Below are 23,138 nucleotides of genomic sequence, written 5' to 3'. Positions count from 1 at the left end.
AAGAGGGGTGTCAATATAGTCGTCTCTGTCATCGGCTGGCAAAGCAATATGTTTAATAGATTGTATCTATTTGTTAATTCGCCGGGAGTCTCAATTCATAAATTTGTCATGCACGCATGACACTATCTTGTGTCTTTTCTCCAACGCAGGTCTGTAGTCAATCCATGTCAGTTGCCCAGCAGTTTGAAGCTCTGCAGCAGGTGCTTCGCGAAGCCGATATCAGTGTCATGTTCCAACCTATTGTGTCGGGGCTGGAAAAGAAGATCGTTGGGTATGAGGCTCTGAGTCGTGGGCCGTCCAACAGTCCATTACACTCACCATTGACACTTTTCTCGACGGCCAGATACTTTGGGCTGTTGACCGAACTTGAGATGCTGTGCCGTGCCAAAGCGATTTTTGCATTCGCGCAGCATCAGTTTGAGGGATTGTTGTTTATCAATGTCTCACCGGAGAGTCTGCTGGAACAGCAGCACCCGTCCGGTCGAACGCTGGAGCTGGTCAAACAGGCGGGCATGACCGCCAACCGTCTGGTTATCGAATTGACCGAACATGCGCCAATCGATAATGTGGGTTTGCTGCAGAACGCATTGCATCACTATCGCAGCATGGGTTTTGCCATTGCCATTGATGATTTAGGGGCAGGCTATTCGGGACTGAGGCTGTGGACTGAGCTGAAACCAGAGTACGTCAAAATCGACAGACACTTTATCAACGGCATTCATAAGGACACCGTCAAGCGTGAATTCGTTGGTTCAATCCTGAGCATGGCAAAAGCCTCGCGATCCCACATCATTGCCGAGGGTGTGGAGCATTCTGAGGAATTTAATACGCTGTCGGAGATGGGCGTGGAGTGGATGCAGGGCTACTGGTTCGAACGTCCCTCGCACTGCCCTCAATTGACACACGAAGCGCTTGGTCAGCAGCTTGATGCTGTGGAGCGTAGCGACGGGCAGGCTGGCGGGCTTCATAGCCTGGTGATTCCTGTTGCGGGTGTGCATCATCGTGAGAGAGTGGTCGATGTCTTGCAGCGCTTTCAGCGTCAGCCCAGTCTTAACAGTCTGGCGGTGCTGGATGACAATAACGTGCCATTGGGGTCTGTTCACTGTCACGCGCTGAGTCAGGTGATGCTCAAGCCCTACGCGATGGAATTGCATGGTAGAAAACCCATTGCCCAGATGCTTGCGTCAGATTCCCTGATAGTAGATGTCCAGCAGAGTCTGCAGCGCGTCAGTAGGCTTTTGACCAGCCGTGCCCGGCAACGCCTGGAAGAAGATTTTATCATCACCGATGCAGGTCAATATGCCGGACTTGGCCGTGTGATTGATGTTCTTCGACAGATTACCGAACTTCAGGTGAGGCAGGCGCAATCCGCCAATCCCCTGACTTTGCTGCCGGGTAACGTGTCCATTCATGAGTGTCTGGATCGATTGCTAAAAGGAAAGCTGGCGGCGCGACTGTGCTACATCGACATCGACTCATTCAAGCCCTTTAATGATATCTATGGTTACGGCAAAGGAGATGAAATCCTGCTGGGCCTTGCTCAGATACTTAAGTCTATATGTGACCCCGATTGCGACTTTGTGGGTCATATTGGTGGCGACGACTTTATGCTGGTGTTACGAAGCGACGACTGGCAAGAAAGACTGGACACACTGAACATTCAGTTTCAGCAATTGTGTCGACGTCTGTATCGCAGTGAACACCTGACAGCAAACGGGTTTGAGGCGCCTGATCGCGACGGAAACTGGCGCACTCATCCGCTACTCAATCTTTCCATTGGTGTGCTTGATCTGACGAATGAAGAGGTGCCAGGTGTAACAGCAGAGTTGCTGGCGGAGTATGCCTCAAACAATAAACACCTTGCCAAAAAGCGTCAGGGCTTCAGTGTAGAGATCAGCCCCCTGCAGGGGGCTGACTCTCACAGGGGGCATGGCATCAGGGTGTCGCATCCGCACCTGGTTTGACCTGCGCCGACTGTACCGCCGTGGCAAGCAATAGCTTACGTACGGCAAGTATCAACGGCAGCATCACTGCAAAAAAGCTGACTACCAGCATGACGCCGACAGCATTCAGCGCAACAGCGACACCGTGATCCTGCGCCAACAGTCCCATCAACGGTCCGGCCACGATAAATCCAAACCGGAATATCAGGCTGTTCAGTGAATTGACTGTTGCGCGGAATCTGCCCGGGATTCGACGATTCAGGGCATTTACCAGGATAACCTGGCTCAGGCCTCTGGATAAAAACAGGACAAAGCCGAACAGAATTCCGACCCAGCCACTCAGCCAGGCCATGCCAAATATTCCGATGATCGGCAAGACCCCCAGCGTGCAAAGCGCTGCAACCGGTCCGGCTCGCCTTTCCAGCTCGTAACCCAGTTTGCTGGCGATGGCCACCGTCATGCTCTGTGCAAACCAGAGCATCCCGAACACTGCCAGTGACAGGCCCATGCTGTCCCAGAAGGGCTGCACCAGCCAGGCGACCAGTACCGTAGCCAGGTTGTATACGGGCAGGGCGAAGAAGACCATTTTTAATATCGGATCACCTTTGGCCAGGTGTCGCCAGATATCCGCCAGACTGACGACACGTTTTCCGTTGCCATCTTCTTCAGTGACAGGTGGTTCCGTAATGGTGAGTGCCATCCACAGACAAACCCAGGCTGTCAGTGACTGAGCCAGAATCATCACATCGAACGACACCATGGCCAGGGCGCCGCCCAGCAGCGCACCCAGAGCTTCGGCCGTAGACTTCATGAACCCCAGATGGGCAACGCTGTATATGTGATCGTTGTCTTCTGCAGCCAGCGCCTTTTCACTGTCGTACAACAGGGCCAGATCGGCGCCTGATATCATACTGACTGCAACCGCCATCAGTATTTCAAAGTACAACAGGCCCCAGAAGTCAGTGGCAAAATTCAGCCAGATGTATCCCAGTGCATGCGCAGCAGCACCAATGATCAATACCAGTCGGCGACCCAGAAGGTCGGCAAGATACCCCGATGGCGCTTCCAGCACCACAATGAATGCAGCGTAGATTGCCTGAAGGTAAAATACCTCTGCCAGTGTCAATCCACGACTCTGGAACAATGGCACCAGCACCGGCACAATCAGCATGAACATGTGAAAGAATGCCAGTGCATACACGACCTTGATATTTCTTCGTAATTGATTTTCCATCATCAATCTCTTCTTATCCTGAACTACCGTTCATTATTTTTATGGCCAAAAAAAAGGCCCCTGAATCGACTTAACTCAGGGGCCTTTCTGTTGACCGTTGGTCTGAAGTGTTATCAGAACTACGTCGTCGGGCGGACCTCCCGGCTAATCTTCATCGTGCGCACACACGCCAGTGGCATGGACAGCAGATTGCGCTGTGCACGGCGAGCATGTATGCGGTTGGAAATCTGGGATTTACTGAACCAGCACGCAGCAGGCAGCAGCAGGACTTCCTGCAGGCGAGCGCTATAGTGATTGCGTGTGGCGTTCATGAAAGGTATTGCCATTACTGGATCTGTTGATGCTGCGCATTTTATGCCGGTAATTTTTTCTGTCAACAAATGCGTGACGCAAGTTCCTATGGCAATTCATTTGTGTGATTGCAATCACTTTCCAGTACAATGCCAGCCCCGATTAATCTGGAAAGAAAGTAGGACTGGGTTTCATGTGGTTTAAAAATATTCGTCTTTATGCACTGGCTGATGACTTCACACTGGAGGCAGTTGCGCTGGCAGAAGCTGTCTCGCAACATGCCTTTCGCCCGTGCAGTGCCGGTGAGCGCAGCGCTGCTGGCTGGGTAAACCCGGTTGCTCCCAACCGTGATGATGATAGGTCGGCTGTGCTGACTCATGAACTCGGTAACTACGTGCTGGTCTGTCTTCGCAAGCAAGAGAAAATACTGCCTGCCGCTGTCGTCAACGAGGAAGCCGACAACCGCATCCAGGAGATTGAAACTAGAGATGATCGCAAGGTCTATCGTAAGGAAAAGTTGCAGATTAAGGATGATGTGGTGGCGGATCTGTTGCCGCGTGCATTCAGCCGACATCGTGTGCTGCATGCCTATATTGACCTGAAGCAGCGCCTGTTAGTTGTTAACACCAGCAGTGCTGCCCAGGCTGAGGAGCTCATCTCTTCGCTGCGTGATGCTCTGGGATCGTTTCCGGTACGTCTGCTGGATGTTAATGAATCACCGATGGCAGTCATGACCGGCTGGCTGCGGGACGGCCATGGATCAGACGGTTTTCAGATTGATCAGGACTGCGAGCTAATCAACCCACTTGAAGATGGCAATGTCATACGCTGTAAATCTCAGGACCTGACGGCAGAGGAAGTAACTGTGCATCTTGAGGCAGGCAAACAGGTTAAAAAGCTGGGTGTAGTGTGGAACGAGGCGGTGAGTTGTCATGTATCAGCGGATCTGACCCTCAGTCGGGTCCGGTTTGAGGATATGGTGCTCGAAAAAGCCCGAGAGGCTGATGCCGAGGACGCTGCCCAACAGTTTGATCAGGACTTTGCCGTGATGACTCTGGTTGTCAGCGACCTGAGTCAGTCACTTGTTAAGGCCTTTGGCGGTAGTAAACAGCAGTAATCGCGAGAAGTTTACAGTCTGGCGCGCGAAAAAGGTTGTTCATCGACTACAGGACTTTTGGCACTGGTATACGAATAAACAGTGGTTGTAGTGTGTATCATCAATACTTATGGGTAATTGTCACCCCTGCAGAATTCGCGGTATAAGGGTGTGACATCGCGCAATAACAATTCCAATCGCATCGCTACTCGCAAGTTCACCGAATTCAACTCTATAAGCTATTCAGTTTTCAGGACCTTGCTCTATGAATGAACCTGCCGTTTCCAATCAATCGTTGTGGCTGCGACGCCTTTTGCCGCCAGTCATAGTGGTGGGAGCTATTGCGCTGGCAGTAGCGCTGGTGTCCTTGCGTCCTCAGCCAGAGAGTGTTGCTGCTGAAGAGCGGGTTGTGCCGGTGCAGACCATGACGGTCGCGCGCAGTGACCTCCCAATCGTCATCCAGTCGCAGGGTACGGTCATACCCCGCACCGAAACTACCCTTGTCGCAGAAGTTTCCGGCATGGTGCGATCGGTGTCCGAAAAACTTGTATCAGGTGGCTATGTGCGCCAGGGAGAAGTGCTGGTCACACTGGATGATGCTGACTATCAGGTAACCGTTTCTCAGGCAGAGGCGAATCTGCTCTCGGCTGAAGCGCAGCTGACCCAGGAACAGGCCCAGGCTGATCAGGCGGCGCGTGAGTGGGACCTGTCGGGCCGCCCGCGTGAAAACGCGCCATTGCTCGCGCTGCGTACGCCATTTCTAAAAGAAGCTCAGGCACGTGTGCTGCTGGCGGAATCCGAACTGGCACGGGCACAGCGACAACTGGAGCGGACACGGATTCGCGCGCCCTATGATGCGTTGGTGCGGGAAAAGCTGGTGGACGTAGGCCAGTACCTCGGCGCGGGTTCTCAGGTGGCCGAGGTATTTGCCACCGACTACGCAGAAATCCGCCTGCCACTCAGTGCAAATGACCTGGCATGGCTGGATTTGCCGATGCCTGGCCAGTCACTGATTGGGCAGAGCGTTCCCGTCGAACTGCGTGCTGAGGTTGCCGGCGAACAGCAGAAGTGGCGTGCGAGCATCGTGCGGACTGAAGCTGTCGTCGACAGCAGCAGCCGAATGTACTACGCCGTTGCCCGTATGCAGGATCCTTATCGTCTTTCATCGGGTGGCACGGGTACTCCGCTGCTGGCAGGTACCTTTGTCAGTGCAAGCCTGCAGGGACGTGTACTCTCCGGAGTCTACCGGGTGCCGCCTGCTGCGATGACCAATGACAACCAGGTGATGGTCATGGATCAGGAGCAGCGTTTGCGTCTGCGCCCGGTCACGATCATTCATGCCGATACTAACTGGTTGTATGTGGAAGAGGGCATTCAGCAGGGTGACCAGGTCATTGTGTCGCCGGTGCGTGTCCCTGTTGATGGTATGCGTGTCAATCCAGTTCAGGTTGCATCATGAAATCAATCCCTGAAACTGAACACAAGGGGATGATTGCCTGGTTCTGCGCCAACAGCGTAGCTGCCAATCTGCTGATGCTGTTTATTCTGTGTGCCGGTGTCGCATCGGTATTTTTTATCAAGATTCAGGTGTTTCCCGAATTTGAAACCCGCACCATCAATGCATCAATGGCCTATCCGGGCGCAGCGCCAGAGGAAGTGGAGCTGGCGATTGTCATTCCCATTGAAGAGGCAATCCAGGATCTCAGCGGCGTAAATCGACTGCGCTCCACGGCCCGGGAAGGATCGGGTAATGTCTCGATTGAGGTCGCCAGTGGTTACGACGTGACCGAGCTGCTGAACGAAGTCAAAAGCCGCATTGATCGAATCTCGACTTTCCCCAATGGTGTCGAACGCCCATTCGTCCGCGAAATTGAAATGGTGCAGCCAGTGCTGCAGATTTCCGTATCCGGCGACCTGGGCGATCGCGCGTTGAAAACGCTGACACAATCGATTCGCGACGATGTCCTGCTTTTGCCAGAGGTCAGTCAGGCACAGATACAGGGTGATCGCGACTATGAAATAGCAATCGAGGTCTCTGAACATACGCTGCGGGAATATGGTCTGACGCTGGCGCAGGTCGCTTCGGCAGTTCGCGCCGGGTCAATCGATGTGCCGGGCGGCGCCATTCGCACCGAAAACGGACGCATTCAGTTGCGTACCCAGCAGCAGGCATATACCGGACGGGAGTTCGGCGAGATCGTGCTGCGGACCAACCCGGACGGCAGCCGCCTGCTGGTGCGCGATATTGCCACTGTGACGGACGGCTTTGTTGAGACAGAAAACTTTTCGCGCTTCGATGGTGAGCGTGCCCTGAACATTCAGGTCATGGTCACGCCCGAGCAGAGCGTACTCGAAGTAGAGCGCGCGGTGATGGAGTACATTGAACGCAACGAAGGGACCTTCCCACCCGGCGTCAACATCGATACCTGGGGCAGCAATGCCTTTTACCTGAAAGGCCAGCTCAATATGATGCTGGGCAATCTGGTGATGGGTGCCGTACTGGTGTTTCTGGTACTGACTACCTTCCTGCGCCTGAACATAGCCTTGTGGGTAATGGTGGGTATTCCAGTGGCGTTTTTTGGCGCCATCTGGTTGATGCCGCTCGGGCCTTTCCCGGTCGATATCAACATGATCAGTCTGTTCGGGCTGATACTGGTACTGGGTATCGTTGTTGACGATGCCATCATTACCGCCGAGAGTGTGCATTCCGAGGTGTCGGAGAACGGACACTCTCTGGACAATGTAGTGGCAGGGGTCAAGCGGGTGGCTGTTCCTGCCACTTTTGGTGTTCTGACGACCATCGCAGCATTCGCGCCCATGCTGCTGGTTGGGGGGCAGGTCGCTCCATTTTTTGAAGCGATTGGCATGGTAGTGATCCTGTGCCTGCTGTTTTCACTGATTGAATCCAAGCTGATTCTGCCGGCCCACCTTGCGCATTCAAAGATCGGTCGCAAACCGAAGAGTAAACGCAGCTGGCTGGAGCGATATCAGGAGTGGGTGGCAGCCGGCCTGTCCCGGTTCATCAGTAATGTCTACCGTCCGGCTTTGGAGAAAGTGCTTGCAGCTCGCTATGTAGCGGTGGCTGGTTTTCTTGGCCTGCTGATCATCAGCGGCGGAATGATTGCTGGCGGTGTTGTGCGGTTTGAGTTTTTCCCCAATATCCCCAGTGACTTCATTCAGGCTGAGCTGACCATGAATGAGGGTGCCTCGTTCCAGGCGCGTAATGACGCACTGACGCGAATGGAAAGCGGCATACTTGGGCTCAACGACGAGTTTGATGGCGAGCGGCCAGTGGATCACGTCGCTGTGTTTACCAGCGGCGATCTCGGCGGCTCACTGCTGGTTGAACTGACAAAGGCGGAAGAACGCTCTGTGTCGCCGATGGAAATTGAGCAGCGCTGGCGTGAGCGGGTAGGTGAGATACCTGGCGCTCAGGAGATTCGTTTCTTCTCCAGTACCAGTGCTGGTGGTGGTACCCCCATCAATCTGCGGCTGACCGGCACCGACTATGAACAGCTGGAGCTGGCAGCCAATGCACTTCAGCAAAAACTATCTGAATACGCCGGTGTGTTTGACGTCAACAATTCCTATAGCCGCGGCGGCAATGAAATTAAACTGCAGATCAAACCCGGTGCGGAGCAGCTCGGGCTGACCGCCAATACCATGGGTACGCAGGTGCGGCAGGCGTTTTACGGCGAGGAGGCTCAGCGCCTGCTACGTGGCCGTGACGAGCTTAAAGTCATGGTGCGCTATCCGGAAGCGGAGCGTACATCAATCGCGAACCTGGAGAACATGCGGATTCGTACCCAGGACGGCACGGAAGTGCCGTTCAGTGAAGTGGCGGAAGTGGATGTGGGACAGGGTTTTGCCACCATTACGCGAATCGACCGCGAACGCACAGTGACAGTTACCGCTGATGTCGATCCTGAAGTCGCCCAGTCCGGGACCATCATTCGCGATGTCATGAGTAATTACATCCCTGAGTTGTTGCGCACCTATCCGCAGGTCAACTTTGGGCTGGGTGGTGCCAGTGAGGAACAGGCTGAGTTGATTCAGCGTATAGCTTTGTTCTTCATGGCGGCAATGTTCCTGATTTTTGCGCTACTGGCGATTCCATTGCGCTCTTATGTGCAGCCCCTGATCGTTATGTCAGTGATTCCGTTTGGTGTCATCGGTGCGGTGATTGGACACCTGGTGTTTAACGTGACGGTCAGCATGATGTCACTGTTTGGTCTGGTTGCGCTGGCGGGTGTGATTGTCAACGACAGTCTTATCATGGTGGACTTTGTGAACCGGGGACGGCGTGATGGTCAATCAATCATTCAGGCTGTGCTGGATGCTGGAACCAGTCGCTTCCGTGCCATCCTGCTGACGACACTGACGACCTTCTTTGGTCTGTTGCCCATCATGTTTGAAACCAGTATGCAGGCTCAGCTGGTCAAGCCCATGACACTGTCGCTGGCATTCGGTATTGCTTTCGGCACCATGCTGACACTGTTCCTGATCCCGTGTCTTTATCTGATCCTGGATGATCTGACCCGCTGGTACTACGGGCGGCGCGCCTATCGCGAGAAAGTGCTGGGGTACTCGCCCGAGCAGGCCCGGGCGGGTCAATAGGCAGAGTCATCTGTGCGTCAGGTGTTGTTCCAGCGCTGCCATTCAGCGATGAGCACACCGGCACAGTCTGCCGCCACGCGCTCTGCATCGAATCGTCGCGCCGGGCTGTCGGCCAGTCGACTCTGTTGCCAGATCAGCCTGTGGGGGCCCGTTGACTCCAGTTGCCAGTATTCCAGTGAGGTCGAGTAGGTCACTTCGTTGTCCTGCTGGCGGGCCTGCAGGGCGCAGACCAGATAGTCGCGGCTGGCTGCCTGGCGACGAATGCCCGCCTCAGCAAGCTGCTCCTCAAATTCTTTCAGTGTCGACAGGCGGAAAGCTGTTTGATCCTGCTCGATATCAACCCAGTCCAGAATCTGGACATACATGTCAAAGCGGTCAACGTCGGCCAGTGCCAATCCATTACCGCGTGGAAACAATTGTGCGCTGGCAGTTTGCAGCGCTGTTAAAGCGACCAGGCTGGCGGCCAGCGCAGATGAAATGAGACTTCGCTTCATGATCGATGGTTCTCGGGCTCTATTTTCGAAACGCGCATCATAGCCCAAAACCCGGTAAATCGGTATGTGACGCCCATGCACCGGTCTCGCCTGTAAAGCTATCGATCTCAACCACAGCCAGGTCGACTATTTTAATCTTTTAAAACAGTTACTTAGTATCCTAAGGTCGTGACGTGCAAAGACTTTTTATAGAACTCATGAATTTTTAACGTCAATGCTATAAATCTCTTCTATTTCTTGTAGCTGCTAGCTACAATCGACCGCAGTTTGACGTAATTCTCTCTATTTTCCGGCGCCGTTATGGTGCAGTAGTAGTGCCGAATTGCTAGAGCTAAAGCGGCGTTAAGCAGCAGTCACGCCTCCCAAAATAAGAATCACAGGGAGATATTCCATGGCAAAATCGCCTGGTTTCCGTAAGAAGTCCCTGGCTTTAATGATCGGTGTCGTGTCGGGGGCTACCTGCCTGCCTGTCATGGCTCAGACCCAGAACAGCCAGAATAGCGAAGTCGAAGTAGAAGAAGTTATTGTCACCGGCTCCTACCTGCGTGGCAGCCCACTCGATGCGCCTTCCCCCGTCACCACTGTAGATCGTACCTCCATCGAAGCCCAGGGCGCGGCCCAGGTCTGGGATGTCATCAAGAATCTGGAGATTAACTCAGGTTCATTTACCAACGAAGGCGCGGGCGAGGGTCAGGCACTGTCCGGTACCGCCAACGTCAACCTGCGCAACCTGGGTGAAAACTCAACACTGACACTGGTCAACGGCAAGCGCCAGGTATCCGCAGCTACCGTTACCCGCAGCGGTGGCGAGTTCGTCGATATCAATACGATCCCGCTGGTCATGGTTGAGCGGGTAGAGGTTCTGACTGATGGTGGCTCGGCACTCTACGGTTCGGATGCCGTAGCAGGTGTGGTCAACGTCATCATGCGAACCGAGTTCGAAGGCCTGGAGATTTACGGTGATGTGCAAGCTCTGGACAGCGCCACCAATCGTCAGGACCGCACGGGTAGTGCGATCTGGGGTTGGGCCAGTGATAGCGGCGATACCCACTTTGTGATTTCAGGCGAAGTCTTCCGACGTGATCCAGTGCCAGTAAAATATGGACGTTTCTACAATGAGCACGTCGAATACACAGGTGTGGTCGGTTCAATGGCTGGCAACATCAGTGCCACCATGGCCAACCCTGCATTTGGTTCGCGCATCAATACCGCTTACCTGAACCAGGCAATCACCCAGCGCAACATCGCCGAGGGCGGCAGCTCCAATACTGTGCTTACCGACCCCCTGTGCGATGACCTGACTTCTGCTGATGGCACTCCCTTCTTTACCGGTACGCGAACGGATCGTCGCGGCTCAAACAGTGGCACCTGCCGCGAGTTTACTGACGACTGGGAGTTCCTGCAGGTTGGTTCCGAGCGTGACAGCATTGCCGGTGCCTTTAACCATGTGTTCAGTGACAAAGCAGAGTTCTATTCATTCTTCCAGTATTCCGATACCACCATTGAGCGTTCTGACTCAGGTGCTAATGGGTCGCGTGGTCCGACAGTCTTTCTGGCGGCCCCGGGCTCTCATGCCGGCAATCCGGCGTTTGGTGGATATGCCATCGGTATGACGGCAGAGCTTGGCTACTATGCAGGGAAAGCTGGCCTGACACGTCCGACCAGCATCCCGAATGCACCCAACGCCCTGGCCAATGGCGGTCTGAATGTGCCGTTCTACGCCAGCGTGCAACGCGGCAACACGCCACGCATGGGCGGCAATTCCAACATCACTGAGACCCATACGCTGGGTGTGCAGGCTGGTGTGAAAGGCGAGTTTTATGCCATGAACGACCGGCGCTTCAACTACGACGTCAGCTATTCCTGGAGCGGCACCAGCTTCGAACAGGAGTATCAGACTTTCCAGCGTGATCGTGCCGAGTTGGCTGTGAATGGCCTGGGCGGCCCCAACTGTACGCCGAATGGTATATCCACTTTCAACTTCCGTGATGAGCCAGGCCCCTTCGGCGGCGCTATACCGACCATGTGGAATGTCAGTAACCAGGCCTATTATAAAGGCTACACGCAGACATTTTTCCCGGGCTTCGTCTTCACCACGCGTGAAAGTCTCTCGCTGGCTCTGACCAGTAATAACCAGGGCAAAGATGGTTGTATGTTCTACAACCCCTTCCTGACGTCCATGACCAACCCAGCACTGGCCAACAGTGATGAGTTGATGGATTGGATGAACCCGACCATCAAGCGTGCCGACAAACGCAATAAACTGGGTGTGATTGACGCCGTGCTGACCGGTGACCTGGTGCAGATGAGCGGCGGTATGTCCCAGTTCGCGGTGGGTGGTCAGTACCGTATGCAGAACAACAAGTCGAATGCGCCGCTGATGAACCAGCCAGGCTTGGCAAACGCGATTCTTGAGTGGGGCCGAAACGGCCAGCCCAATACCACGCATTATGTAAGTAACAACTTTGAGTGTTCGGAATGTATCTTCAACTACAGTAACGACAGAAACGTTTCTGCTGTGTTTGCCGAACTGTCGCTGCCTGTGATCGAAAATGTCGAAACTCAGATCGCGCTTCGATATGAAGACTACGGCGGCAATATCGGCAGCGAAATCACGCCAAAAATTGCAGCCAGCTGGCGACCACTGGACTCCCTGTTGCTGAGAGGCTCGTTCTCCCAGTCTTTCCGTGCCCCTAACGTGGGAATCGTGGAAGAGGGTCTGGAGTCTTCAAGCAATACCTTCCGTGACCCGCTGCGTAACCAGGCGGTGCGGGCGGGCCTGTTGCCGGTCAGCAATGAACATGCGCTGCCCAACTTTACCTACACCCTGGGTGGCCCTGCTCCGGATGTTGGTAATGAGTACGCGGACACCTTCAGTGCCGGCTTTATCTGGACGCCAGGCGGTGCCCTGGAAGGACTCAGTGTAACCACCGACTTCTGGCGTTTCGAGTTGACCGACAAGGTACTGCCACAACCGGGTATCTCGGCGATTGCTGACGAGCTGGAGTTGTTCAAGCAGGCCGCAGCCGATCCGAAGAACTATGTACTTAACGGAACCATCCCCTCCGGCCGCACTGGTCCCTGGGCTAACCTGGAACAGCTGACACCTTGTGATCCTGTGGCGCTGGCTGCCCAGTGGGGTACAGACCCGAACACCCAGGGCAATCCGGGTGGTCAGACGGGCTTTACCGACGTCAAGGCCGGCTCGCGTCTGGACTGCGTAGTTAACCCGGCCGCGTACCAGATTGAGGGCGTCGTGCGTACATTCGGTGTGTCCACAGGCGCGCTGACAACAACGCAACTGTCGACCATCAATGCCGGCACCATCATCTCTGACGGTGTTGACTTCAAGGCCAGCTACTCCTGGACCAATGACTGGGGTCGTTTCCGCGTGGGTATGGACTACACCTTTGTCAATCAGTACACACTGAAAGATGTGCCCGGTCTGGAACTGGGTCTGTTGGAGACAGGTGTATTTGACGCTGCAGGTACAACTGGCGACGGCAACCTGGTTCGTTCGCTGCCAGACCACAAAGGAAATGTGGCTCTTAGCTGGATGAACAACAGCGCCAATCATGGCGTGTCGATCATCACCCGGTTTATCGGATCTTATGAGGATCTGGCTTACGACAACACCTTTGCTACTGCCAATGATCAGGTTCGTGCTGTCATGAGCCGTACGATCGGCAGCTACAGCAGTGTTGATCTTCAGTACAATTACACCCACGAGTGGGCCAACCAGAACCTGGGAACCACCATCTTCACTGTTGGTATGCTCGATGCCTTCAATGCACCGCTGCCGTACCGAGAGTCAGGTGCCATCAATTATGATGCTGGTGTGTTCGATGGTCGCGGTCGTCGCCTGTATGCACGTGCACTGCTGCAGTTCTAATCGGTGTAAGTGACACAGCCAGGTGTCTGAAGTTAAAAAAAGGCCCGTTGCGACGGGCCTTTTTTATTGCGGGGCAAGAACTATACGGTCGCGCCCGCTGCGCTTTGCTTCATAGAGTGCGTCGTCTGCGCGCTTCAGCAACTGGTCGCTGGATTCGGATGCACGCCAGGTCGCGATCCCAAAGCTGAGACTGATCTGCAAAGCGTGTGGCAGGGAAGCGTCTGCCGTAGCCCTGCGCAGCTTGTCTATGATCGTGTGCGTGGCGTCAGTGCTGGTGTCCGGGCAGATCAAGAGAAATTCTTCGCCACCCCAACGACCACTGTGGTCAGTTTTTCGCATGCTCTCGCGGATCAAGGCGGCTGTTTCGACAAGCACCTGATCACCTGTCAGGTGTCCGTACTTGTCGTTGATGCGCTTGAAATGATCAAGGTCACAAAGGACCACTGACAGCGGCTGACCACTGCGCTGATGCCGATCGATTTCCTGTTGTAGCACGGTGTCCAGCCGGCTGCGGTTCAGAAGGCCGGTCAGCGGGTCGGTTGTAGATAGATGTTCTAGCTCCGCGAAGGCTTCAGCGCGCGACCTCTCATAGAGGCGAAACAGAAACCAGTGCGCGGTCAGTACTTCGATAATGTTCAGGAGGCTGCCAATAGTCACTTCGGCAGGCGGCCAGTAAGGCAATCGCAGATACACAAAGGTGCAGACATACGTAAATATCAATCCGCATATCCACGCACCGGCATGACGACCAAGCAGAAAAAAGGTGACAGGCGGCAGCAGCGTTACCCACATCAGCGAATAGGCACGCCCATCGGCCATATGTACGAAGCTGAGCATCACGGTAATCAATACCCCGACAACCAGCCAGGAAGCGACTGCGAGTTGTGTACTGCGGTGAAAATACACAAGCACAGCTGTCACTGCGACTGCGCCAGTGTAATCCAGAGCGGCGACAAGATAGTCCTGGAAGACCACTACGTTGAGCGTCCCGATCACGCTGAAGTAGAGCGTCATCAATATCAGCACAACATAGATCAGGCGAGCCTGATGACGGCTGGCGCCAGTGAAACGTCCTGTCTGTTTCAACATAATAAATCTACTGCATGTCGAATAAGTCTGTAATGTAACACATTGAGTTGATGAGTCTGCCTCCGTCACGAATTCGTCATGTGGTCTTTGCTAGCATTGCCAGCTATATTTTTGGGGCAGGAGCATTTGTGGTGATTATGATTAAAAGGACAGCTGCGACATTTAAGCCAGTTCGTCGAGCTCACGGAGAAGTCAGAAAACTGCCCCGACAGCTGGCTCATATGGTTCTTGCTCTGGTGTGCGCGATTGGCATAAACAGTTGTCAGTACTCATCTTCCCAATCGACAGTAGGCGAGCCATCTGCTGAGCTGCGTGTTCTGGCCTCCCGTTATCGAATTGATTTTGATACACCTCTCAACAGCGCTACAGGCTGGGCTGCGGCAGAGAATCAACCGGCTGAGCTTTTTTACGATTATCCTTTTCGTCTGCGAGTACAAACAGTCGCAAAAACGGCTCCGGATCATGGTCACGAGTTGAGACTCCAGTATCGAAGAGGCAATGGTCAGTGGTTGCCAGTTGGCATGGCTGAGTTTCCCTACCCGGCGTTTGCCACACCCATGGTCTCTACCCTGTCAGCGACTGCCTATCAGGCTGGTGAGGAGACTGAGCGCTTGTTGGGCGACCCTGAGCTTGAATGGGATGAAGCAATTGCATTGAGTGCAACTGCCGTGACGCCGGTCTGGCGTACAACAGGTGACGCGCTGGAATGGGAGTGGCCACTGGTCATTCGTCGCTTTTCCGACGGACCCAGCTTTGCAGAGGATGAAGAGCGTTTTGAGTTCAGACTTGTGGACGGCATGGGGCAGGTGCTGGGAGGCAGGCAGCCCGCGCCGGTCATACTTCGCTCCAGGGCCGGTCATTTAGGCGGTACCTTTGTAGAGACACCGGCACGTCTTGGACCATACCAGTCTGCAACGGGACACCTATATTTCATTATGGAACCATCCGAAACAGACAATCGCTTCATGATGGTCAAGTCGGTCGATGACGGTCGCAGCTGGTTCGAAGTGGACGGCGACTCACGGCCGTCGTTGGGCGATCTGGAGGGTGTTGGTTCCGTGCAGGTCGGCAACACCATCCACATTATTCATCAGACCAGTGATGAAGTTGTTCATCATGCCTTTGAGATGAGCGATGGCCTGGCTAAGCCTGACACCTGGGTAGTGACCACCGAAACCATTGCTCAGCCGTCTGAGCCACCGACGCAGGTCGCAGATGTTGTCGCCCGCAGTGACGGCAGCCTGGTAGCGGTGTACGGAAGCGCCACTGGGCTCTACTGGCAGGTGCGCTCGTCGACAGGAGAATGGCAGCCAGCAAACCCCGTCAATCCCGACGCTGTCGGTATGCCTGTGTTCTCGGGTGCGGTCTTGCTGACTACTGCCAGCGATTCAGTGGTCCTGGGATACACGTCTGCCGATGGGCGGGCTTTTGTCCGCGTACTGGATAACCAGGGGCAACTATCGGTGCCGCAGCGGCTTTCAGATCAGATCGGCACGCGTGAGCGGGACGTTGGTGCCATCCTGCCGCTGGTCGCGATGCCTGATGGTGACGTTGTTATCGTTTATCGCGAGAGTTCTGGGCTGTTGTACGAACGACGACTGTCAGCATTACAAGATCTGGGCCCTGCCGTTCGCGTGACTGAGCGGGCTGTTGTCAGCGGCGCAGTTGATTCCGACCAGGTCGGTGCTGATGTGATACAACATGAAGGCACCCTGCATCTGATTTTTATCGATGAGACAAGCCGGGACATCTACCACACGCGATCATCACAGCCTGGGGAGTGGAGTGCGCCAGAGCCTATAGTTGAGGGAGTCGACGCTGGCTGGCTGCGTGGTTCGGTGCATCGTCAAGGCAGTCAGCAGGCTGTCTACGGCTTTGTCTATGACGCTGGATCGCAGGGCGGATCAGGCTTCAACCGCTATCTGGCGCTGCCACTCTAGGGCTATAGTCACTTGCACGACACGTGTTAGGATGCTGGACAGATAGTCTGGTATCCGATTACGTGCAGCAGAAGCACGTGCCGGGAAGGCAGGTGTTAGAAATTGATCAAAATACGGCCGTTGCAGATTGCCAGCGTGCTAAGTCTGATTGCGGTATTTGGGCTGGACTCCCAGACACCGTTGGGATTTGCGCACGGTGATCTGTATCTGATTGGCGTGCTACTGGCTGCTTTTACTGGTAGCCTCAGATTCATGTGGACGCTGGCCGGTCTGTCGATCGCACTGACTGCGCTGGGTATCTGGTTGTCGCCAGAAGGCCTGCCGATGCGCTACTGGCTGACCAATCGTCTGATGTCCATCACCGAGCTAGTAGCCCTGACAGCGCTGACATCATACGTCATAATTCGTCTGCGGCGCAGTCGTATGGAAAAACATCAGTGGCGCAGGGAATATCGCAACCTGAAAAAGTTGACGCCATCTCCGGACAACCCACTCTCACCATTTCAGTACAGCTCACAGTTTCAACTGTTTGCCGATGCCATTCCGCAGACCATATGGACTGCTACCGCAGAAGGTGGCATCGATTTTGTGAATCGGGCCTTTGCACGCTACACCGGTCGCCAGCGAGAAGATCTGATCAACCACGCTGGCTGGCTTGGCAGCGTTCATCCCGACGATAAACCCCTTGTCATGGCCAAGTGGCCGGAAGTCATTGCAGAGGGCAAGGAATATGAACTGGAGGTTCGCGTCCAGCGACACGACGGTAAGTGGCGCTGGTTATTGGTGCAGGGTACGCCAGTGAAAGATGCGGACGGACTGATCATCAAGTGGTGTGGTTCGGCCATTGATATAGATGATCTCTACCGGCTTGCCGAACGTTTCGAACATGTTGCCAGTACAACTGTTGATGCCATCTCCGACTGGGATATTGTCAATAACGTCATCTGGTGGAATCAGGGTGTCAATACGCTGTTCGGTTATGAACGTGAAGACATGATGAGCGATCCCACTGTGTGGACCTCGCACGTGCATCCTGAAGACCGTGACAGAGTACTCGACACGCTGTGGGGTGCCGTTCGCGGTGATACGGAAGAATTGATGATGAACTACCGGTTCGTACGTCAGGACGGCAGCATTGCGGAGATTGAGGAGCACATGCGCGTTGTGCGGGATCAGAGTGGTCAGGCATTGCGCCTTGTTGGCGGTATGAGCGATGTGACAGAGCGCAATGAAATGGCCGAACAGTTGGGTCACGCGCAGCGCCTGCAGACAGTGGGTGAACTGACCGGCGGTATGGCGCATGATTTCAACAATCTGCTGACTGTGATTCAGGGTAATAACGAGCTGCTTACTGAAGCGCTCAAAGATAATCCGGAACTGGCCGATATGAGTGACATGATTCGTCAGGCCAGTGAGAAAGCTGAAGCTCTGGTGCAGCGATTGCTGGCATTCGCGCGCCGTCAATCCCTGGAGCCTCAGGCCACGGATGTGGTGGATCTGATCAACAGTATTCAACCACTGGTCCGGCGAGTGATCCCCGCTCGCGTCAAGTTAGAGCTGGTCATTAAGGATAAAATACCAGCGGTAATGATAGATCCCGGCCAGCTTGAACATGCTCTGCTCAACTTATGTCTGAATGCCCGCGACGCGATAGCTGACAATGGGTGTATCAGGATCGTTGCCAGCTCTGCCAGTGCGGAATCAATGACTTTGGTAAAAAAAGAACTTGATGCAGAGAATTGGGTGGCAATAGCGGTTGAGGATGATGGTCAGGGTATGACAGAGGATGTAAGGCGCCATGCGCTCGATCCATTTTTTACAACCAAGCGAAATGGCGAGGGTTCAGGTTTGGGGCTGAGTATGGTCTACGGATTTGTAAAGCAATCCGGGGGATATCTGGACATTCAGTCCAGCCCCGGGGTGGGTACCGTGATTCACTTGCTGTTACCGGTAGCAGATATTGATGCAATTGGTCTTGACCAACAGCAGAAAAGGCTACAAAGTGGTAACTCACCTAAAGTAGCGGAACGTAAACCGGTCGTGCTGGTTGTTGAGGATGACGAGCTGGTCCTGCAGTACGCCGAGCGTCAGTTTCGCGAACTTGGTTATCAGGTTTTGTCGGCCAATCATGGTGAACAGGCGCTGGACGTGTTGAGGCAGCGTTTGGCAGCAGGTACGCCGGTGGATCTGTTGTTCACTGATGTCAGGATGTCTGATGGGATGAACGGCCCCGAGCTGGCACGAGAGGCTATCAGAATTCGACCCGACCTGCCTGTGCTGTTTACCTCTGGCTACACAGAAGATGCGTTCGATCAGGAGTCCGGTGCCCCAGGGCAATTGCCTGCCGGAACATTATTATTGAGCAAGCCCTGGCGACGCGCTGATCTGGCGCAAAAACTGGATGGCTTAGTGAACGCAGAGGGGTCGAAGTGGTGACACGAAGTATCCGACTATTGATTCTCGATGACGATCCGCTGACAGCGAAAACTATTGTATCCATCGCCAGCTCAGTCGGTGTCGAAACTCGAAGCACGGACAGTCCCAGTGAGTTTTTCGAGATAGTGCAGCGGTGGGCGCCTGATTATATTGCTCTGGATCTTGTGATGCCGGATATGGACGGCGTTCAGGTCATGGTTGAGCTCTCGCGCATGGGATGTGAAGCGGATATTGTGATCACCAGTGGTGTTGGTGGGCGAGTGCTCGAGGCCGCAGCAAGGTCTGCCTCTGAGCACGGTCTGCGGATTGCGGGTGTGCTTCCGAAACCGTTCTCGGCCGCCAGTCTGACATCCTTCCTGAAGGCTCCAAAACGCCAAGACTGGCACGAGAATACTGAACCCGGGAGCAATCAGGGGGCTCAGGAAAATAAGATCAGCGTCGACGACCTGCGCAATGCAATTTCCCAGGGCCAGATCTACGTGGTTTATCAGCCCAAGGTTAATTGCCGCAACAGCACACTGGCGGGATTTGAAGCACTGGCACGCTGGCAGCATCCAGATCGTGGAACAGTAGGTCCAGATGAATTTATACCGCTGGCTGAGCAATATGATCTTATTGATGAGCTGACTGAGACCGTCATGCAGCAGGCGCTCAGCTGGCTGGCTGCACTGCCTGGCACGCTTGAAAAAACGGCTGACAATGATTACCTGCGCCGACGCCTGAAGAACGTTACGCTGTCTCTCAATATTTCTGCCAGTTCCCTGGGTAATCTGAAGTTGTTTGAACAAATGGACGATTATTGCCAGAGTCTGGGTATTGCACCCGAGCGAATAATTCTGGAACTGACCGAAACCTGCGCCATGGACGACCCAATCAGTTCTCTGGATATCCTTACCCGTTTGCGGATGAAGGGTTTCCACCTTTCGATCGATGACTTTGGTACGGGCTACTCCTCCATGGTCCAGCTGGCTCGCCTGCCGTTTTCTGAGATCAAGATCGACAAGTCTTTTGTGATGACGGCTGCCAGCTCCAAAGAGTCGCGTACCGTCATCAAGGCAATCATAGAACTGGGTCACGGCCTGGGGCTCTATGCGTCCGCAGAAGGTATTGAAACAGCTGAAACACTTGAGTATCTGCGCAATATGGGGTGCGACCTGGCGCAGGGCTTTCATGTCGCGCGCCCGATGCCCGGTGATGCGGTATTGGATTGGCTGCGTGCGGGGCGTAATGAGGATGAAGCCTATCGTTTGCAGGTTTTGAGGTCACTCAAAATACTGGACAGCGAAGAAGATGAACGAATCGACAGGGTGACGGCATTGGCTGCACGGCTGTTTGATGTGCCGATTGCCCTGTTCAGCCTGGTAGACAGTGAACGCCAGTGGTTCAAATCGTCACACGGTCTGGAAGCGCGCGAAACTCCTCGCAGCGTTTCCTTCTGCTCTCATGCTATCTGTGGGGACGATGTGATGGTGGTTGCCGATGCCACGACCGACGAGCGATTCCAGGGGACCGCACTGGTTACCGGCGAGCCTTACATACGCTTCTACGCGGGCAGCCCAATTCATGCGGGCAGTGGCGCCAGGCTGGGTACACTGTGTCTGATCGATCGTAAACCGAGAACACTCAATGAGGGTGGCAAGTGGAAGCTGGAACGACTGGCACAGATGCTTGAGAATGAGCTGACCTCAGACTATGTGGCGCACCGTGACACTTTGACAGGCCTGTTAAATAGACGCGGCTTTAATGCGCGTGCGCGCGATGTGCTGGCGCTGGCTCAGGATGCCGGTACTCACGCTACTTTGTTTTTATTTGATCTTGTGAACTTCAAGAAATTCAATGAGGATCATGGTCCAGTGGCAGGTGACAGAGCTTTGTTGGAGTTCTGTCGCGTGCTCAAGGACACATTCCGCAAGTCAGACCTGATGGCCCGCTACGGAGATGATGATTTTGTAGTATTGATGGTTGATGTTTCACCGCCCGATCATCATCGACTGTTGGCCCGTGTCGCCATGCATCATAGAGTCAGCGTGCAGGAGCACACCATCGACTACACAGTGGGGTGGTCTGTTCTGGATGGTGCTGATACCGTTCAGGAGTTGGTCCTGCGCGCTTCAGAGGCCGCTCGAGTGATCCGTAGCGAGTAGCGTGATGCTGTTTTACATTCTGGATCTTGTCGGCATTGCAGTCTTCGCCGTCAGCGGTGTCCTGGCTGCTCGGGACCGCGCCCTTGATATCCTGGGTGTGATCGTTGTTGCGACTATGACCGCAGTTGGCGGCGGTACCTTGCGCGACGTCCTGCTTGATCGGCACCCCATCTTCTGGATTGCAGATGTCAGTTATTTGCTGGTGATCATTATTTCCGCATTGCTTACCGTTGCCTATGTAAGATTCCGCCCACCACCGGTAATGAGCCTGCGTGTTGCCGACGCCTTTGGTCTCGCGCTGTTTGCACTTTCAGGCGCCAGGCTTGCCGAGCTGGCAGAGGTGCCTCCACTGATTGTCGTGCTGATGGGCACAATGACGGGAGTCGCCGGCGGTGTTCTGAGAGACGTGGTAACCGCGCGTATTCCATTGATCCTGCAACGTGAGATTTATGCATCAGCCGCCATTGCAGGCGTGAGTCTGTATCTTGTTTTGCAGGCAATTGGTGTGTCACAGCAGATTGCGTTTCTGGTCGGGGGTGCGCTGGTAGTTGTGCTTCGTATAGCAGCTTTGCGCTGGGATCTGCATTTACCTACGTTTCGCTAGACTTTTGACCAGTAATTCATCGTTTTGTTCCAGGAAGAAGCGGGAGGGCAGCTGGGCACATTCGAGTTGTAACAGAATTTTTCGAAGATTTGACAATGAGAATATTTCTTGTAAGGATTTTTATTGACAAACCATTAGTTCCAATAATCGTTTAAAGACGATAGGAGGTTGTCATGAAAAATTTTAAGCTAATGAGTGCTGTTAGTGCCCTTATGTTTTCTGCTGCAGCTGCAGCCCAATCACAATCCCCTTATCTGCAGCCAGACGACACCTGGATCAGCCTGAGTGGCACGGTCGAGTCAGTCACTGCAGACTCATTTCTGCTGGACTATGGGCGCGCTTCTGTCACAGTAGAAATGGATGATGGTGATCGTGATGCAGATGGGTACAAGTTGATGGAAGGCGACAAAGTAGTGGTCAATGGCCTGATTGATGACGATTTCTTTGAGATGACCACAATCGAGGCAAGTAGCGTTTACGTTGAGTCTATAAACTCCTATTTTTACGCCAGCCCAGTTGATGAGGAGTCATTTGCCTTCTTTGACCCCATTGTTACTGTCGTAGACCCGATCATGGATGGTGACGCGACCATTCAGGGCACCATCACTGCGGTTGAGCCTCTGGAGGAGGAAATTGTCCTGAACTCTGACGGTCGTTTGATGATCGTCGAAGTTGACGAGCTGGGTTATGACGCTCTGGATAATGTGGGTTATCTTCAGCTCGATGTTGGCGATGAAGTTGTCATCAGCGGCACGATGACTGAGGAAATGTTCGAAGATCATTTGTTCGTGGCCGAGAACATCGCTACGATCAATAATTCATAAGCTTCAACACTGCTGCCCGGCGCCCCTTGGCGTTGGGCAGCATAGCCCTTAGGTATTGTCAGTAAATGAATCGCAAGCCCAATAGGGGTAGTAGACATGATGACTGGTAATGATAAGGATAGTGATCTTGGCCGCCAGAAGTGCGAGCCCTGTGAACGCCAGACGGAAGAGATGGACCTGACTGAAGAGGATAAACTATTCGGTGACCTGTCCGGCTGGAGCAGGGAGCCTGAGTCAGGCGTGCGAAAGCTCGTCAAAACCTACCGATTCGGGAATTTTGTTGAGGCGATTCAGTTCGCTAACTACGTAAAAGATATCTCAGAGAAAGAAAACCATCATCCTTCGCTGCTGATAGAGTGGGGCAGGGTGACAGTGTCCTGGTGGACGCACACTGCTGGTGGCTTGCGCCGGAATGATTATATTATGGCTGCCAAGACTGATTTGGTTTATTCGGGCGGAGAGGGGACTTAAGCAGGCTGTAAATGAGTTTATTTCCAAGGCAGGATTGACTCGCACCATCCTTGGTGCTCGCCC

At 54.1% G+C, this 23,138-nt stretch carries 15 protein-coding genes; 11 read left to right on the top strand and 4 right to left on the bottom strand.

Annotated elements, in window-relative coordinates:
* Positions 1-164 precede the first annotated feature (164 nt).
* On the top strand, positions 165-1,964 hold the full coding sequence (locus LVD14_RS13265; protein ID WP_237134535.1) for a bifunctional diguanylate cyclase/phosphodiesterase: 1,800 nt from the start codon (positions 165-167) through the stop codon (positions 1,962-1,964).
* On the opposite strand, the gene LVD14_RS13260 is transcribed toward LVD14_RS13265, so the two are convergent.
* Together LVD14_RS13260 and LVD14_RS13255 are read right to left on the bottom strand one after the other, a co-directional pair.
* On the bottom strand, positions 1,936-3,180 hold the full coding sequence (locus LVD14_RS13260; RefSeq protein ID WP_237134534.1) for an MFS transporter: 1,245 nt from the start codon (positions 3,178-3,180) through the stop codon (positions 1,936-1,938). The genes LVD14_RS13265 and LVD14_RS13260 overlap by 29 nt on opposite strands.
* A gap of 116 nt (positions 3,181-3,296) precedes the next feature.
* A complete protein-coding gene (locus tag LVD14_RS13255) occupies positions 3,297-3,503 on the bottom strand; it encodes a hypothetical protein (protein ID WP_237134533.1) in 207 nt (68 codons plus the stop codon).
* Between the two features lie 158 nt (positions 3,504-3,661).
* On the opposite strand from LVD14_RS13255, the gene LVD14_RS13250 reads away from it, so the two are divergent.
* From LVD14_RS13250 to LVD14_RS13240, 3 genes are all read left to right on the top strand, one after another.
* Complete coding sequence (locus tag LVD14_RS13250) at positions 3,662-4,585, top strand: recombination-associated protein RdgC (RefSeq protein WP_237134532.1); 924 nt, start codon at positions 3,662-3,664, stop codon at positions 4,583-4,585.
* 244 nt (positions 4,586-4,829) lie between these two features.
* Positions 4,830-6,023, top strand: a complete 1,194-nt coding sequence (locus LVD14_RS13245; RefSeq protein WP_237134531.1) for an efflux RND transporter periplasmic adaptor subunit — start codon at positions 4,830-4,832, stop codon at positions 6,021-6,023.
* Positions 6,020-9,181: an efflux RND transporter permease subunit gene (locus tag LVD14_RS13240; RefSeq protein WP_237134530.1), complete on the top strand. Its 3,162-nt coding sequence runs from the start codon at positions 6,020-6,022 to the stop codon at positions 9,179-9,181. Before LVD14_RS13245 ends, LVD14_RS13240 begins: the two co-directional genes overlap by 4 nt.
* 17 nt (positions 9,182-9,198) lie before the next feature.
* Here the strand turns inward: LVD14_RS13240 and LVD14_RS13235 are convergent, their stop codons facing one another.
* Positions 9,199-9,675 carry a hypothetical protein gene (locus LVD14_RS13235; protein ID WP_237134529.1) on the bottom strand — a complete coding sequence of 159 codons (477 nt, stop codon included), beginning with the start codon at positions 9,673-9,675 and terminating at the stop codon, positions 9,199-9,201.
* Between the two features lie 391 nt (positions 9,676-10,066).
* Here LVD14_RS13235 and LVD14_RS13230 point away from each other — a divergent pair, with 391 nt between their 5' ends.
* Complete coding sequence (locus LVD14_RS13230; RefSeq protein ID WP_237134528.1) at positions 10,067-13,567, top strand: TonB-dependent receptor domain-containing protein; 3,501 nt, start codon at positions 10,067-10,069, stop codon at positions 13,565-13,567.
* A gap of 63 nt (positions 13,568-13,630) precedes the next feature.
* Here the strand turns inward: LVD14_RS13230 and LVD14_RS13225 are convergent, their stop codons facing one another.
* Positions 13,631-14,656: a GGDEF domain-containing protein gene (locus LVD14_RS13225; protein WP_237134527.1), complete on the bottom strand. Its 1,026-nt coding sequence runs from the start codon at positions 14,654-14,656 to the stop codon at positions 13,631-13,633.
* 137 nt (positions 14,657-14,793) lie between these two features.
* Here LVD14_RS13225 and LVD14_RS13220 point away from each other — a divergent pair, with 137 nt between their 5' ends.
* From LVD14_RS13220 to LVD14_RS13195, 6 genes are all read left to right on the top strand, one after another.
* On the top strand, positions 14,794-16,596 hold the full coding sequence (locus LVD14_RS13220; RefSeq protein ID WP_237134526.1) for an exo-alpha-sialidase: 1,803 nt from the start codon (positions 14,794-14,796) through the stop codon (positions 16,594-16,596).
* 102 nt (positions 16,597-16,698) lie between these two features.
* Positions 16,699-19,032: a PAS domain-containing sensor histidine kinase gene (locus LVD14_RS13215; protein ID WP_237134525.1), complete on the top strand. Its 2,334-nt coding sequence runs from the start codon at positions 16,699-16,701 to the stop codon at positions 19,030-19,032.
* Positions 19,029-21,176: an EAL domain-containing protein gene (locus LVD14_RS13210; protein WP_237134524.1), complete on the top strand. Its 2,148-nt coding sequence runs from the start codon at positions 19,029-19,031 to the stop codon at positions 21,174-21,176. The genes LVD14_RS13215 and LVD14_RS13210 overlap by 4 nt, the downstream gene beginning before the upstream one ends.
* 4 nt (positions 21,177-21,180) lie before the next feature.
* Positions 21,181-21,780 (top strand): trimeric intracellular cation channel family protein, encoded by a 600-nt coding sequence (locus tag LVD14_RS13205; protein WP_237134683.1) that lies wholly within the window; start codon positions 21,181-21,183, stop codon positions 21,778-21,780.
* A 173-nt stretch (positions 21,781-21,953) separates the two neighbouring features.
* A complete protein-coding gene (locus LVD14_RS13200; RefSeq protein ID WP_237134523.1) occupies positions 21,954-22,604 on the top strand; it encodes a hypothetical protein in 651 nt (216 codons plus the stop codon).
* 96 nt (positions 22,605-22,700) lie between these two features.
* Complete coding sequence (locus LVD14_RS13195; protein WP_237134522.1) at positions 22,701-23,075, top strand: 4a-hydroxytetrahydrobiopterin dehydratase; 375 nt, start codon at positions 22,701-22,703, stop codon at positions 23,073-23,075.
* Positions 23,076-23,138 lie beyond the last annotated feature (63 nt).

The organism is Pseudohongiella sp. O18 (assembly GCF_021729085.1).
Taxonomy (GTDB): Bacteria; Pseudomonadota; Gammaproteobacteria; order Pseudomonadales; family Pseudohongiellaceae; genus Pseudohongiella.
The sequence above is the reverse complement of the archived record's forward strand: the minus strand, read 5'-3'. Positions and strand labels throughout refer to the sequence as shown.